Annotated in this window: 13 protein-coding genes; 7 read left to right on the top strand and 6 right to left on the bottom strand. The window is 47.7% G+C overall.

Annotated features, from left to right (window positions below; translation table 11 throughout):
- The first annotated feature begins 88 nt into the window (after positions 1-88).
- The gene (locus NATSA_RS02975) at positions 89-1,327 is read left to right on the top strand and encodes an alkaline phosphatase family protein (protein WP_210510282.1); all 1,239 of its coding nucleotides are present in this window, start codon (positions 89-91) and stop codon (positions 1,325-1,327) included.
- A 14-nt stretch (positions 1,328-1,341) separates the two neighbouring features.
- On the opposite strand, the gene NATSA_RS02970 is transcribed toward NATSA_RS02975, so the two are convergent.
- Positions 1,342-2,148, bottom strand: coding sequence for an alpha/beta fold hydrolase (locus NATSA_RS02970; protein WP_210510281.1), 807 nt, complete (start codon positions 2,146-2,148; stop codon positions 1,342-1,344).
- A 102-nt stretch (positions 2,149-2,250) separates the two neighbouring features.
- Positions 2,251-4,035: a DNA repair protein RecN gene (recN, locus tag NATSA_RS02965; protein ID WP_246481651.1), complete on the bottom strand. Its 1,785-nt coding sequence runs from the start codon at positions 4,033-4,035 to the stop codon at positions 2,251-2,253.
- A gap of 90 nt (positions 4,036-4,125) precedes the next feature.
- On the opposite strand from recN, the gene lon reads away from it, so the two are divergent.
- The 4 genes from lon to NATSA_RS02945 all read left to right on the top strand — a co-directional run bounded on the left by lon (position 4,126) and on the right by NATSA_RS02945 (position 8,757).
- The gene (gene lon, locus NATSA_RS02960) at positions 4,126-6,579 is read left to right on the top strand and encodes an endopeptidase La (RefSeq protein ID WP_210510279.1); all 2,454 of its coding nucleotides are present in this window, start codon (positions 4,126-4,128) and stop codon (positions 6,577-6,579) included.
- A 295-nt stretch (positions 6,580-6,874) separates the two neighbouring features.
- A complete protein-coding gene (locus NATSA_RS02955; RefSeq protein WP_210510277.1) occupies positions 6,875-7,906 on the top strand; it encodes an RluA family pseudouridine synthase in 1,032 nt (343 codons plus the stop codon).
- A 99-nt stretch (positions 7,907-8,005) separates the two neighbouring features.
- Entirely contained in the window at positions 8,006-8,341 is a 336-nt protein-coding gene (gene gldC, locus NATSA_RS02950) for a gliding motility protein GldC (RefSeq protein ID WP_210510275.1), read from the top strand.
- 47 nt (positions 8,342-8,388) lie between these two features.
- Complete coding sequence (locus NATSA_RS02945; protein WP_210510274.1) at positions 8,389-8,757, top strand: response regulator; 369 nt, start codon at positions 8,389-8,391, stop codon at positions 8,755-8,757.
- A gap of 21 nt (positions 8,758-8,778) precedes the next feature.
- On the opposite strand, the gene amrB is transcribed toward NATSA_RS02945, so the two are convergent.
- Positions 8,779-10,083: an AmmeMemoRadiSam system protein B gene (gene amrB / locus NATSA_RS02940; RefSeq protein WP_210510272.1), complete on the bottom strand. Its 1,305-nt coding sequence runs from the start codon at positions 10,081-10,083 to the stop codon at positions 8,779-8,781.
- 11 nt (positions 10,084-10,094) lie between these two features.
- Positions 10,095-10,751 (bottom strand): endonuclease III, encoded by a 657-nt coding sequence (nth, locus tag NATSA_RS02935; RefSeq protein ID WP_246481673.1) that lies wholly within the window; start codon positions 10,749-10,751, stop codon positions 10,095-10,097.
- Positions 10,752-10,954: 203 nt separating this feature from the next.
- Between nth and NATSA_RS02930 the strand changes: the two genes are divergently transcribed.
- Entirely contained in the window at positions 10,955-11,260 is a 306-nt protein-coding gene (locus tag NATSA_RS02930) for a transcriptional regulator (RefSeq protein ID WP_210510269.1), read from the top strand.
- 9 nt (positions 11,261-11,269) lie between these two features.
- Here the strand turns inward: NATSA_RS02930 and NATSA_RS02925 are convergent, their stop codons facing one another.
- Positions 11,270-12,673, bottom strand: a complete 1,404-nt coding sequence (locus tag NATSA_RS02925) for a Glu/Leu/Phe/Val family dehydrogenase (RefSeq protein WP_210510267.1) — start codon at positions 12,671-12,673, stop codon at positions 11,270-11,272.
- Between the two features lie 109 nt (positions 12,674-12,782).
- Positions 12,783-13,322, bottom strand: a complete 540-nt coding sequence (locus tag NATSA_RS02920; RefSeq protein ID WP_210510265.1) for a 2'-5' RNA ligase family protein — start codon at positions 13,320-13,322, stop codon at positions 12,783-12,785.
- Positions 13,323-13,535: 213 nt separating this feature from the next.
- Between NATSA_RS02920 and NATSA_RS02915 the strand changes: the two genes are divergently transcribed.
- Positions 13,536-15,329, top strand: a complete 1,794-nt coding sequence (locus NATSA_RS02915; RefSeq protein ID WP_210510264.1) for an ABC1 kinase family protein — start codon at positions 13,536-13,538, stop codon at positions 15,327-15,329.
- Positions 15,330-15,370: the final 41 nt, after the last annotated feature.

Genomic DNA, 15,370 nt, shown 5'->3' with positions numbered 1-15,370 from the left:
TGAGCAACACACCTGAACCCACAACCTAACACGAAAAAGGCTCTTGACCGGAGCCTTTTTCGTTTTTATAACGCTGATTGCAAATTCAATGAAGTTTTTTTCTGCCGCACTTATCGCATTTCTTGTTATAGCTGCTTTAGGGATAAAAAGCAGATTATTTGAATTATCAGATAATACGTTTCCAGAACCCAACAGGCTTATTCTGATATCTATCGATGGCCTGCATCCTGACTATCTTTCCCGCGCACATACACCCGTGCTGGACAGTCTTGCTTCCGGAGGAGTCATTGCAGAAAATCTGATTCCGATATTTCCTACAAAAACCTTTCCGAATCATTATTCTATTGCCACCGGCCGGTATTCAGAAAATACAGGTATTATTGCAAATAATATGTATGACCCTGTACTTGATGCCAGCTTCAGCCTGAGCGACAGAAATGCGGTAACTAACCCTGACTGGTACGGGGGAGAACCTGTATGGGTTACTGCCGAAATCCAGGGAATCACTTCTGCTACTATTTTTTGGCCAGGATCAGAGGCTCCGATCAAGGATACTCAGGCTACATACTGGCTTTCCTATAATCAGGATATGCCTCATCAGGATCGCGTTGACTCATTAATTCACTGGATGACACTTCCTGATAATGAGTATTCCCTGTTGAATACACTTTATTTCAGCATTGTTGACAGTTATGGTCATTGGTTTGGCCCGGATTCTGATTCCGTTACTGCAGCTCTGGAGAAAACAGACAGTACACTTGACTATTTAATCAGTGAACTTGACAAACATGGCCTTCGTGAATCTTCAAATATCATAATCGTTTCCGATCATGGTATGGCTGCCACATCTGAAGATCGTGTTATCATGCTTGATGATATTATATCACTTGGTGATGCGGAAGTCCGGGACTGGGACCCCGTAGCCATGATTCAACCGCTTCAAAACAGTACGGAACAGATTTATCGTGCTCTAAAAAACAGCCAGGAAAATTACAAGGTATTCAGAAAAGAGAATATTCCTGACAGATTTCACTTCAAAAACCACCACAGAGTTCCGGAAATTATTGTTATCGCCGATGTCGGATATACAATCACCAGCAGAGATAGAATGGAATCATTCGGCATTACTTCCGGTACTCATGGATATGATAACCTGGCCTATGAAATGCAGGCTTTTTTTCTTGCACATGGCCCCGATTTCAAAACCGGAAAGACCATCCGCGCTTTTGAACTGGTTCATATTTATGAATTAATGTGCCAGTTGCTGAGCATAGAGCCTTATGAAAATGATGGAGATTCTGACAAATTAAAACACATTCTTAGGTGAGCGGATCTTACAGGTCAGCTGCCATCCGGTTCCAGAAATGCCTTTGATATCCTCGTGAAACGACCCGGCTGATCCAGAAAAGCATAGTGTCCGGCATTATCGATTCCCACAAGCACACCGTTTTTCAAGCCTTTTTCCATTCGGCCGGCCTGATACCAGGGCGTATAGGGATCATCCTTGCCCCAAAGCAGAAGTACTTCCTGATTTATGTGTGACAGACAGCTTTCCAGATGTTCCGACACTGTTTTTACAAATGTCTCCCGCATCACACCGTCAAGTTCGCGATAGTCGGATGACCCCAGAGACTTCCATATACGGGTTTCACGCAACCAGGAGAGCGCTTTGCTTTTTAAACCTTGCGGCAGTAACTGAAAAGGGAGCTTCAGTATCATTGCAAGGGCCCGGCGGCGGTAAAATGAGAACGTACGCCGGGGCTTCATTCCGGCCCCGCCGGTGATAATCACCTTTTTCGGAGCAATGTCCGCATGTTCTCTTGCAGCCCACTTCAGTGTAATTCGTCCACCGAATGAATGTGCGAGAACATCTATAGCGCCGGCTCCGGCAAGTGATGCAAAGGCAGTAACCATATCGGCATAATCGTCAACATTCCAGGGCCTGCCGGGGGCAGGGGTGTCTCCGAATCCTGGAAGGTCCGGAATATAGCAGGTCCTGATATCACCAAGTGCCCCGGCCAGCGGCATCATGACGCTGGCCCTGCTTCCCCAGCCATGCAGCAAAAGCAGTGGCCGTCCCTGGCCAACTTTGTAATAGGTCACCGGGATATCCCGATACGTAAATACGGATTTGCCTTCTTCTGTCACCGAATTATTCTGTTTAATCTTTTTACCTAAACTATTGATTTCAGGCTGTTTTTAGCTCCGCTCTGAAAAACAAAGCAGTCATTGTTTTTACCAGATGCGCATTTATCGTCCTTTTGCCCTGTCCACCAGCTCCCTGGCACTTGCCAGCGCATATTCGCTGATTTCGCTTCCGCTCATCAGTGACGCAACCTCCCGGATATGTGCTTCATCATCCAGCTCAATAATCCTGGTTACGGTTCTGTCATCAGATTCCCGCTTTTCCACGCTGAAGTGGTGATCTGCCTGACCGGCGATCTGGGCCTGATGGGTAATGGCGATGATCTGACAGTGTTTCGACAGGTCATGCATGGTTTTGCCAACCTGTTCGGCAACCGCACCGCCAATTCCGGTGTCAATTTCATCAAATATCATAACCGGCAGATGCTGCTCTCTGGCAATAACGGATTTCATGGCCAGCATCACACGCGATATTTCACCACCGGAGGCAATACTGGCCAGGGGTTTGGGCGATTCCCCCTTGTTTGTACTGATGTAAAAAATCACATCGTCCGGACCGTCACTGCCACAGGCTACCGGCCGGCCATCAATCTCGATCCATCCTTCATTGTCGTGCCGCCATGCAACTTTTGTCTCAAACCGGTTATTCGGAATTCCAAGCTGTCGAAGTGTGTCGGAAATTCTTTTTCCCAGTTCAGCACCTTCTTCGAGTCTGGCCCCGTGCAGTTTTTCGGCACAATCTCTGAGCACACCGGCAGCTTCAGCAGCTTCCTTTTGTTTCTTTTCAAGTTCAAGATCAAAGTTTTCAGCCAGATTTACCGACTCCCTTATCTCTTCCCGGTATTTTGCAAGAGCAGACAATTCCAGGCCATACTTTTTCTCCAGACGCCTTATTTCCGCCTGTTTCCTTCTCAGCTCTTCCAGCCGGTCCGGGTTGAACTCAATTCTGGACCGGTACTGCTCAGCGTAGGAAAGAAGCTCCTGCACACTTACTTTTGCCGTCTGCAACTCATTCAGGTATGTCCCGAACTCCTCATCCATACCGGCCATGTCCTGAATAGCTTCTTCAATGCGGGTCATCAGGTCCATCAGACTGTGTTCGCTTTCGGAGCCCAGATAGTTTACCAGTGCCGCTTTTTCATCCAGTTCTTCGGCATGATCCAGCCGCTTCATTTCAGATTCAAGCTCCTCAAATGCATCAGGATCCAGATCAGCAGCCTCGAGCTCCTGAAGCTGAAAACGGTACAGTTCCATTTTTTCCTGCAGCTCGCGCTCGCGTCTTTGAAGCCGATTCAGCTCTGAACGCAGATTTTTGACCTTTTCAAACTGTTTTTTGTAAGTCAAAGCAGCCGGCCGAACCGCCGGCAGGTCATCAATAACCTCACGGTGATGGTCCTGCTTCAGAAGCAGCTGATGATCGTGCTGGCCATGAAGATCGACAAGCCGGTCCCCGATGATTCGCAGGGCAGACAAGTTCACCGGTGTGTCATTCACAAAAGCGCGGCTTCCGGTCGGACGGATCTCCCGTCTGAGAATAAATTCACTCTCATTCCGGTCTATTTCGTTTTCATCCATCAGCCGGCCCACAACCTGATCCGGTCTGCCGCCGGTTCCAATCACCGCTTCAACCACAGCCTTGCGGGTGCCCTCGCGTACCGTATCCGTGTCGGCCCGGTCACCCAGAACAACATTCAGCGCCCCGATTATTATCGATTTCCCGGCACCAGTCTGACCTGTAAGAATATTAAGCCCGGCACCGAAAGACACTTCCAGCTCATCAATCAACGCATAATTTTTGATGTAAAGACTCTTAATCACTGCTCCACGATCTTCGTTTTTTGAAGTGTTGGCACCGTTTTTTCTTACTGCAAAGATAGAACTATTTTTCATACTTGTGGAGTCTTGTGTTCAATGACAAGACAACAGAAATTACCGGGGCTTACAGTGCCGATTTGGATGAAAAATGGCTATTTTGTTGCAATGAAAAAACATAAGCAAAAAAAATCCCCCCGGGATCAGCAGATTCCCGATGCGCCGGAACAGGTTCCCGTGATTCCGCTGCGGGACACTGTAATTTTTCCGAACACGATGTTTCCGATCCTCGTCGGCCGCAAAGCAACCATTGAAGCAGTTAACACTGCTGTTGAAGGCAACAAATATGTTCTGCTATGCGCTCAAACAGATCCGGAAGAGGAACATCCCGGACCCGACAGCCTCCACAGAAAAGGTACACTCGCGCAGATCATTCAGGTACTCCATCTGCCGAACGACCTGCTTAAAGTCCTGATCAGCGGCATCCGGATTGCAGAAGCCGATTCATTCGACGAGCAGGAGTCCTACCTGACTGCAAAAATCAGTCTTCAGGAAGCAAAGTCCGTTACCATGACAGCGCGGCTCAAAGCGCTGATCAGGAAAACCAAGGAGGGTTTTGAGCGGCTCGTCATCCTGAACCAGAATCTGCCTGAAGAAGTGCTGCTGGGCTTCGAACAGAACTACAATCCGGAGAACCTGCTTTACTTCATGGCATCTTATCTGGACCTGGATATTGATGAAAAGCAGCAGATTCTGGAAGATCCGGACATTGAGAACAAATACCGGAAGGTCCTCACGCATCTCACCGGTGAGCTGGAGCTGCTTGCCGTTTCAAACGAAATCAACGAGAAGGTCCAGGACGAAATTCAGGAAACACAACGAAAATTCTACATCCAGGAGCAGATTAAAATCCTTCAGGATGAACTCGATGAGGACGGATATTCCGATCCAGAGCTTGCCCGCATCAAGGAAGAGCTGGACAAGCTGGCCCTTCCGGATGCGGCCCGCGCCAAGGCGAATGAAGAACTGGAGCGGCTTAAGAAAACTCCGGCCATGTCTCCAGACTACAGTGTTTCGCGCAACTATCTGGACTGGATACTTGCCCTGCCATGGGGAAAATATTCGGAAGACCGGCTTGACATCACCGCTGTTCACGGAGCTCTTGAAAAGGACCATTTCGGACTTGAAAAACCAAAGGAACGGATACTTGAGTACATCGCCGTCCTGAACCTGGTCAACAAAATCAAAGGTCAGATACTCTGCTTTGAAGGCCCCCCGGGCACGGGCAAAACCAGCCTCGCCAAATCCATCGCTGACGCCATGAACCGCCAGATGGTACGAATCTCGCTTGGTGGGGTGAGTGACGAGGCGGAAATCAGGGGCCACCGTAAAACATACATCGGATCGATGCCCGGCCGGATTATTCAGGCCATCAAAAAAGCCGGCACTATGAATCCCGTCATTATTCTGGATGAGATTGACAAGCTCGGGAAGGATATGCGCGGCGATCCGTCATCGGCTGTTCTTGAAGTACTCGACCCGGAACAGAATGACACGTTCAACGACCATTACATGGATCTGGATTTTGATCTGTCCCAGGTCATGTTCATTACCACGGCCAATGTTGCCGGTCACATCCAGCCGGCGCTGCTCGACAGAATGGAGGTCATTTCTCTCCATGGCTACCTGGAACACGACAAGGTGGAAATTGCGAAACGCCATCTGATTCCACGGCTTCTCTCATCGCACGGACTCACACCATCCCGCGTAAAGTTCAAAGATGATGCCATTCGAACCGTTATCCGATCTTATACTGCCGAGGCGGGTGTCCGTGTTCTTGAGCAAAACCTCGCCTCTTTGTGTCGCAAAGTGGCTAAATTGACGGTAAAGCAGAAAAAGGATGGGAAAAAGCCGTCACAGATAACGATCAACGAAAAACGGGTCCGTGAATTCCTGGGAGTTCCCAAATACAAGGACCGGTCGCTGGAAAAAAAGGACAAAGTGGGCAGTGTAAACGGTCTTGCCTGGACCAGTACCGGCGGCAGTATCCTGCAGCTTGATGTCGCCCGGATGTTCGGGAAAAACAAGCTGATCCTGACCGGCAAACTGGGGGATGTCATGAAGGAGTCTGCGCAGGCGGCATTGACCTATGTCCGTTCCCACACCAGTGATCTGGGTCTGTCAGAAGACTTTTTCGAAAAAAATGAGCTGCATGTCCATATTCCGGAAGGAGCCATTCCGAAAGACGGTCCAAGTGCGGGCATGGGAATTGCACTGGCCATGATATCACTTCTTACAGACACCTCTGTGCGGCATGATGTTGCTGTAACCGGCGAGATCACGTTGCGCGGTGAGGTGTATGCCGTTGGCGGACTTAACGAGAAGCTGCTTGCGGCCAGGCGAAAAAATTTATCCCGCGTGATCATACCCAAAGAAAACCTTCCCGACCTTGAGGAAATACCGTCCAAGGTTACCGAAGGGTTGAAAATCACCGGCATAGACCATATTTCGGAGTCGTTTCCTTTTGTTTTCCGGTCATCTGTTTTTCCGGGTTTTGATGGTCAGAAGGATACAGGTAACACCACCGCTGCTGCCGGCAGGAAAAAAACGGCCGGAGAATGAGGAAATGAATCCTCACTCCGGCATCGTTTATGTTGCCAATGCCCGGTTCTTGAATACTGACAGCTGAATATGTCGGACATATACTGCTATTCCGGGTTATTCTCTCAGTAATAGTTGTGTATAAGAGTACGATGCCGGATAATCCTTACACTTTTTTTTCATCTTTTTTAGAATTTCCGATTTAAAATGACAAATGAACCGAAGGTCACGAAGTGAAATATCATGACAACATGCATTTATCACGTCTGAAGCCGTTACTTATCCAGGCATCAACAGTACCAGAACAAAACAGGAAATGACAACCGAAACAGAACCGGCTTTTCTGGAAGAAGAAGAGCGGAATGATTTTACAAGATATGACCTGCTGGTTCCGGAAGGACACCATGAGCAGCTCCGGCTTGATAAATACATAACCCAGTTTATACAGAATGCTACCCGAAACAAGGTTCAGGAAGGGATAAGGCAGGGCTGGGTCCGTGTAAACGGATTGCTGGAAAAAGCCTCATACCGCGTTCAGCCCGGAGATGAAATCGTCATCATCATTCCAAAAAGCCCGCCTCCCGAAGTTGCCGGAGAAGATATTCCAATTACCATCGTGCATGAAGATGACGATCTGATTGTTGTCGACAAAGCGGCAGGAATGGTTGTCCATCCGTCCTACGGAAACTGGACCGGAACACTTGTCAATGCACTGATGCATCATGCCGGCAAGCTTTCCAAAACCACTGAGGATAGTGAGCTGCGGCCCGGAATCGTACATCGCCTGGATAAGGATACCAGTGGTTTGCTGGTCGTTGCCAAAAATGACATCGCCCATCACAAGCTTTCAAAACAGTTTGCCGAAAAGACCGTCGAAAGAACCTACCAGACTGTCGTCTGGGGTTTGCCTCAGAAGGATACCGGTGTTATTGACCAGCCTCTGGGAAGAGACCCTTCAGACAGAAAGAAAATGGCGGTTGTAGCGGAAGGCAAGGGCAAAAACGCAGTGACCCACTACAAAGTTCTGAAGCGGTACGATCACCTGGCCATGCTCGACGTGGCTCTTGAAACAGGCAGAACCCATCAGATCCGGGTTCATTTTTCCTGGATGGGTCATCCTGTGCTTGGAGATCCTGTTTACGGCGGAAACGCTGTTCGGTACGGTCCGAATACCGGCAGCCGGAAATCCATGTTCCAGAACATTTTCTCTGTTCTGGGACGGCAGTGCCTTCACGCACGTTCGCTCGGATTTGAGCATCCGGCATCCGGCGACTGGTTTCAGTTTGAGTCGGAAATACCGGATGACATGCGAAATGTCATTGAAAAGCTTGATCAATATTGCTCATAACTTTTTATAATAAACCATCGCTTCAAACAGATTTTTCCTGCTGTTAATAATCCTGAAAAGATCGTCAAAACACTCATAAAAGCCAGTTGTACCAGAATTATGGAAAAAGAAATCAAAATCAACGTATCTTTGGATGACAAGAATGTCCCTGAAAAAATTATCTGGAATGCCGATGATTCCAATATCCGTGACATGCCGGTACGGGCACTGCTGATGGGCTTGTGGGATCACAATAATAAAGACACTTTGCGCCTGGATCTCTGGACCAAAGACATGAGCAGGGATGAAATGAAGATTTTCTTTTACGAAACACTCAAAACAATGGCCGATACACTGGAGCGGTCGATCGACGACGAAAGAATTGCCGGTGACATGCGAGATTTCTGCGCCTATTTCGCAGAAAAAATGGATATTGCAGAAAAACCGGACTCCTGATACCTTTTAACCAACTCCGGTCTCATTAAAAATTATTTTTTTGCGGTATGGACAGTAAAAAAGTGCTGATCATAGAAGATGATCCGTCTAACCAGACGTTGTTCAAATTATTTCTGAAAAATGAACCATATGAACTCATTCCGGCGTATTCAGCTGAAGAAGCATTGCGGTTTCTGGAATCGGAGCAGGTTGATGTCATTCTACTGGATCTGAACCTTGAAGGCGACGGAGACGGAGCAACACTGGTTCAGAAAATAAAGCAGCTGCCCGATTGCAGTTCCGTACCGGTGTTCGTAGTAAGCGGACTTGATGAGCAGCAGTTTGCCGGGTTCGGCATAGATGACAAGGTGAACGGTTATTTCCGTAAACCTGTCCGCAAAAAAACCCTTGTTTCGGCTCTTGCAGAAGTCACCTGATGCATGCGTGAAGCCGGAAGACTACCGGTACAACACTGACCCGAATGTAACTGCACTGTCACGCTCCCGTTCATCCCATAGTTCATAGCTCGTTTTTTCCCCCTTTATTCCCTGAAGTGACGATAGTGCGGTGTATAATGGAGGAAAACCGCAAATACGGTACGGATCATAGTCTTCGCCAACCAGCCTGAGCAGTTTCTCTTTTTCGGCATTGCAGGCATGGTCCAGAAAATGCCTGTCAAATTGCCTGACCTTGTCGAACAGCCCTGAGGCCGGTTCGCTGTCTCCGAATTTCTTGCCGATATGTGACAAGTCTCCGGATATCAGAAACAATGTGTCATCATCGTCAAATTGTTCTGCCAGAAGCGCCGCCATATTGTCAACTTTTTTGCCCGTATCGCCATCCGGCTTATAGTAAAGCTCTTCAAAGGAGTCCACCAGCAGCGGGACAATCTCAAAAGAATGTGACCAAAGGTATTGCAGGAAAATCAGATGGAGCTCTATGCTGTGCTCATTTCTGTGAGCCCGGTCACTGAACGAACATCCGGTTGCCTCGGAGTGCTTTTCAAGAATGTCCATGGCCTCGTTATCTGCATCAACCCTGCCCAGAGGTGTTTCGAACGCTTTTCTTGTTGCTATAAAGGGCTTTCCGTCATAAAGCGGATAGTGCATTCCGGCATAATGAGAGGTGGCAAGCATCACAATACGGCGTGGTGAAATTTCCTTAAGTGGCTCAAAGGCAGGAACATAAGACATCATCCCCACCCTCGGATCTATGTGCGGCGCAAATAATGCCTTGATCCTGTTCTCATTGCTTCCGGTATCTTCGCCGTTGCCGCCTCTTTGTAATTCGGTTTTTGAGAATTTTTCAAATGCGTTCTTCAAAAAATCTTTAAGTTCTTCCTCTCCGGCCGGATAGGAATTTCCGGTGCAAACCGCAGGTCTGACATCCGCCTGTTCAAACTTTTTTTCCGTTTCGGTTTTGTAAAACCGGAACCAGGGCGAGAGCAGCAGCCTCGCCTCATCCAGCTGCCTTATAAAAGCAAGCAGCTGATCCTTGTCAACATCGCTTCCGTAGCGTTTAAGCTCGGTGAGGATCTCATCAATCGAATAGTTGCCATTGAGAAGGGGAAGCAGTGCGGCTATCTGACGGTCCAGTACAAATGGATTTACCATATATCCCTGCGGGTCATGGAAATAAATCAGCTCATTGTTCTCATGTGTAACCGGAATCATTTCCACATCGGATCGTATAGGAGGAAGATTCATATCTGTCCGGGATACAAGAAGCTCTTTCTGTCGGGAATCCAGGTTTTGGTTATCCATCCGTTTCAGGGTTATTTATTACAAATACAGTTAATGCCATAAGTATTGCATACGGGATGATCCGGATTTTCTGCAAAGCGTGCCTTGCATACAGCTCTTCCGTGTGCAATCAGCAGGTGAGATAAATTTGTCCATTCCTCTTTTGGAAACAAAGCCATCAAATCGCGCTCAATTTTGACCGGATCCTGATGGCGGGTTAGTCCGAACCGGTTGGCAAGACGCTTCACATGCGTATCCACGACAACTCCTTCGTTAATGCCAAATGCATTGCCGAGAACAACATTTGCCGTTTTGCGGGCGGCCCCCCTCAGCGAAAGCAGCTCATCCATGGTTTGCGGAACATCGCCCCCGAACTCTTCGACTATCTTTTTTGCTGATTCCTTGATTGATTTAGCTTTGTTTCTGTAAAATCCGGTGGTCCGGATGGCTTCCTCGATTTCCTGAATCGGCGCTTCGGCTATATCCTTCGGTTCAGGCCACATCCTGAAAAGATCTTCCGTGACTATGTTAACACGTACATCGGTGCACTGTGCACTCAAAATAGTCGCTACAAGCAACTCAAAGGGGCTGGTAAAATTCAGTGCACAATGCGGATTTGGATAGTGCTGATACAGTTCAGACAGCAGTTTCTGTGCTCTTTTTTTCTGATCCGGTGTTTTCCGGGGCAGAGGCGGTTTTTTGCCGGATTTGGCGGCTTTCCGTCCGCTTGCTTCTTTTTGTGATTTCACTCCGGTTTTCGATTACTTTGAATTTTTAACTCCAACGTACAACAGAATTTTGGCAAATTGTTTATACTGTCATAAATGCAGAATATAGGATTCCGGTCTGCATAAAACCAACATAAGCTGATCATCATAAAAATCCACTGGTAATGGCATCAGAACCGATATACCTGGATTACCGCAAACTGGACAATCTGATCCATTCGAGGATACGCCTTGCCCTGATGTCCGTACTTACCCGGGTTGATGACCTGAGTTTCAACGAACTCAAGAAATCTGTCAACGCAACCGATGGCAACCTGAGTACGCATCTGTCCAGACTTGAAGAAGCCGGGTACATTCAGGTAGAAAAAATTACTGAGGGTAACAAGACGGAGTCAAGATATTCTGTCACGGAAAAAGGCCTGACGGCATTTGCACGGTACATCATGGACATCGAGCCGTTTATCGGCTGATCTGTCCGCTTAAGGAAAGATACCGAGCTGCTGATAGGACAGGGCAATCTTCTTAATTGCGCTGATATATGCCGCTGTTCTCAGATCCGTGTCATATGAACGCGCATTTTGGTGCAGCATATGATATGCCAGGACCATCGTGTCTTCCAGACCGGAGTCAACAATATCCCATTCTTCCGGTCCTTTCCCGATTTTCTTCACATCCTCAGGTTTGAATGCTGTCCCTGTCAGTCCCTCAATGGCATTGAGTAGTCTGCCCATGGCGTTTTCTTCGTACCTGCGGTCCATCCGGCCAAACCGGATATGCGATAGGTTTTTGATCCACTCAAAATAGGATACCGTCACACCCCCGGCATTGAGATAGATATCGGGGACAATCAGCACGGATTTTTGTTGAAGAATCTGATCGGCATCGCTGGTTAGCGGGCCGTTTGCCGCCTCACCGATAATTTTTGCCTTTATATTAGCCGCATTTCCGGAATTGATCTGATTTTCAAGCGCGGCCGGTATCAGAATATCACAATGCTCTTCAAGAAGTTTATGGGACTGGTCAATAAAGGTGCCCTCCGGATAATTGGCTATGGATCCGGTCTCGGTGATATGGTTTTTGAGCTTTTCAATGTCGATACCCTTTTCATCCAGGATGCCGCCATGTGCCTCGGCCACACCGGTTATCAGAGCTCCTTCCTGTCGCAAAAATTTTGCCGCATAATATCCGACATTGCCAAGACCCTGGACAATTACCCGCTTGCCCTCCAGGCCGGTTGAAAGTCCAAGTTTATCCATGTCTCCCTTAACGTTGCAGGCCTCCCGCAATCCGAAAAATACTCCCCGTCCGGTTGCTTCGGTTCGTCCGCTGATACCGCTTTGGTGAATCGGTTTTCCCGTAACACAACCATCACTGTCCAAAGAACTGACCATACTTCGATAAGTGTCCAGAATCCAGGCCATCTCCCGTTCGCTGGTGCCGTAGTCAGGAGCAGGTACATCAACACCGGGACCGAGAAAGTTCTTTTTTATCAACTCAAAGGTAAACCGGCGCGTGATGCGCTCTATTTCCGCTTCAGAGTACTTCGACCGGTCAATTTTCACACCACCCTTGGCTCCGCCGAAGGGCACCGAAACAACGGCACATTTGTAGGTCATAAGGGCTGCCAGGGCGTTAACCTCATCCTCGTTAACCTCCATGGCGTAACGGATACCTCCTTTTGTCGGTGCTTTATGGGAGCTGTGTGCCGACCTCCAGGCGTGAATCACCTCCACGGTGCCGTCATCCCGGCGAAGCGGGAACGTCACATGATAAGTACTGTTGCAAGCCTTGATCTGATTGAGCATCCCCTTGTCAACACTCAAAAATTCAGCCGCTTTGTCAAAATTCTTGTTTACCTGTTTGAAAAATTTAAATGGGGCCATAACCAATAGTTTATCAATAATTTAATGAATAAGTAAAAAAGGAATTATTTGTGAGCCAACCACTTCAATGTAACATTATTTATCAATAATTATAAAAATCATATAAAACTCAACTCTTCAATGAAGCATGCATAATTTCCTTCCAGGTTCCGGGCCCGCCGACAGTCCGAACCAGATACAATTTGTCCGGGATAAACACCAGATCAAAACGTTCTCCCACGCGTTCAATAATCTCTTTTTTCCGGTCGGCCTCCATCTCTTTATACATCAGACTGACATGGGGCATGTACGGCTCATGTTCTTTCTTCAGACGGGTAAGACATCGTTCCCGAAGGGAGAGAAGGGTATCATTCGGAGCAATGTGCACAAAAAGGGCACGGTACAGTGAATCCCGGAAATCCGTCTCTTTCAGGTGCAGTGTCATTGGTTCACTCTCTCTGGCCAGATCTGTTACAAGATCTTTCAGCTCCGCTTCCGGCCGGTCTATGCTTCCGGCCACCGTGATATGAGGTTCAAAAGCCGGGGCGTTGTATTCGCTTGCAAGATCGTCAATTATACGTTTCAGAACGCCGTACACCTCGTTTTCCGGCTTCAGCCAGAGAGCATACCGCTGAGGGTTGGTCTGTTCAGCTTCTCTTTTGACAGACATTTTTCAGATAAATTGGAGGATAAATTGAATAAGGTATGTGATGCTGTGATCTAAATTGATGATAGTAGCCATCTAAGTCAATATTCTGCGCCTATTATTTTCACAGAGCATTATCATCCATTCCTTATGTGCTGACTCTTTTTGTGACTCTGATTATCTGTCCGTCAATAACCGCCTTGCAGGCAATTGCATGTCAAAAGAGCCTGAAATATTTTGATCTTTAGTTTGTATTTGCTGAGTTCGGCGTATCTTACTTCCCAATACTCCAGAAATGATGATATCCGGATGACCACTGACGATTCCCGGGACAATTCAAGAACCGATCCGCTTTCCGAACCGGAAGAGACAGTAACGAAGGAAGCAAGGCGCACAAAAAATTTTGATCCGCTGGCTCCCTACAAGGGAGTAGTGCGCCGTTTTTTTCAAATTCACCGCCATGTTACGGGACTGTTTATGGGGGGAATCATCGCCTATGTGGCTTCGCTGTCCCGTGAAAGAAAAAAAGGGCTTCGTTCCTTTCCCTCCCGGTTCCTTGCCTTTTTGGTCAGGCCTTTCGTAAAACGGGAATTACGAAATCTGCCGTTTCCGCTGCAGCTGCGCCGAAGACTTGAACTTCTTGGACCTACCTACATCAAACTTGGCCAGATTCTTTCTCTCAGGGAGGATATTCTTCCCAGGATTATTACCAATGAGCTGAAAAAACTGCTTTACAACCTGCCCGAAGTCCCGTTTCAAAATATCCGTGAAATCATTGAGAAGAATCTTGGGGATGATATAAACAGCATTTTTATAACTGTCGATGAAAAACCCCTGGGTTCGGCATCTATAGGCCAAACCCACAGGGCTGTGACTTTGGATGGCAAAGTCGTCGCGCTGAAAGTGATAAAGCCCGGCATCCGTGACACCGTTGAAACGGATATTATCCTGCTGAAATGGCTCGGTCATTTTCTTCACTGGACAATCCCGCAATACCAGCCCAAAAGGCTGATTAACGAGTTTTGTTCCTATACCATCAGGGAGGTGGATCTGGAGAATGAAGCGGACAATGCCGAAGTGTTCAGTGCAAACTTTCATGACCATCCGCATATTCTGTTTCCGAAAATTTTCCGCGACTATAGCAGCAGGGATGTACTGTGCATGGAATTTATGGATGGTGAAAAACCGGACATGTTTGCTTCCCGTGATATCAAAGCCGAACGCAAAAGCAAGATCATTGACCGGGGAGCTGAAGCAATTATCCGTATGCTGTATAAGGATGGTTTTTTTCACGCTGATTTGCATCCGGGCAATTTGCTCATTATGAAAAATGACAAGATCGGCTTTATAGATCTCGGTATGGTCGGCAGATTCGAGGAAACCACCCGAAGACGTATGCTGTATTACTTTCATGCCCTGGTTTCAGGTGACATTGAGGGCGCAACCCGCAATCTGACAGCCATGGCCCGGATTGGAAAAAACGGCGATCCTCACGGCTTTCGAAGATCCGTGTCCGACCTGCTTAGAAAATTCTATCAGCACTCTTCAATTGGTGATTTCAGTATTGGTGAGCTTATTATCAATTCACTGGCGGTTGGTGCGCGTCACCGTGTTTTCTTTCCTGTGGAAATGACTTTAATGACCAAAGCGCTTGTTACTTATGAAGGTGTTGGAAAAATGCTGGATCCCAGGATTGACATTCCGTCCGTGTCCAGAAAACATGCCATAAACATCTTTCAGGATCAGTTTCATCCTGCCAGCATTGCCCGGGAAATCTGGAGGGGGACACCGGAACTTGTTGATGCACTGATGCGATTACCCCGCATAACTTCAGACACGCTCAACTACCTTGAAGAAACCGTTACAGACCGCAGTCCGAAGCCCGATCCTATTCAGGGACTGAACAGCAGCATTCTCAGTGGTTCCTGCGTTCTCGGAGGGACCCTTGCTGTTGTGCAGGGAGGGCCATGGCCGTTGTGGGCCGGTCTCTTTGCCCTTGGCGTTCTCTTTTATGCATTCAACAGCAAATAATGATCACTAGTCACAGATATACAAATGTTACAGCAGGTGAT

The organism is Natronogracilivirga saccharolytica (assembly GCF_017921895.1).
Taxonomy (GTDB): domain Bacteria; phylum Bacteroidota; class Rhodothermia; order Balneolales; family Natronogracilivirgulaceae; genus Natronogracilivirga; species Natronogracilivirga saccharolytica.
This window is presented reverse-complemented; position numbering and strand designations above follow the sequence as displayed.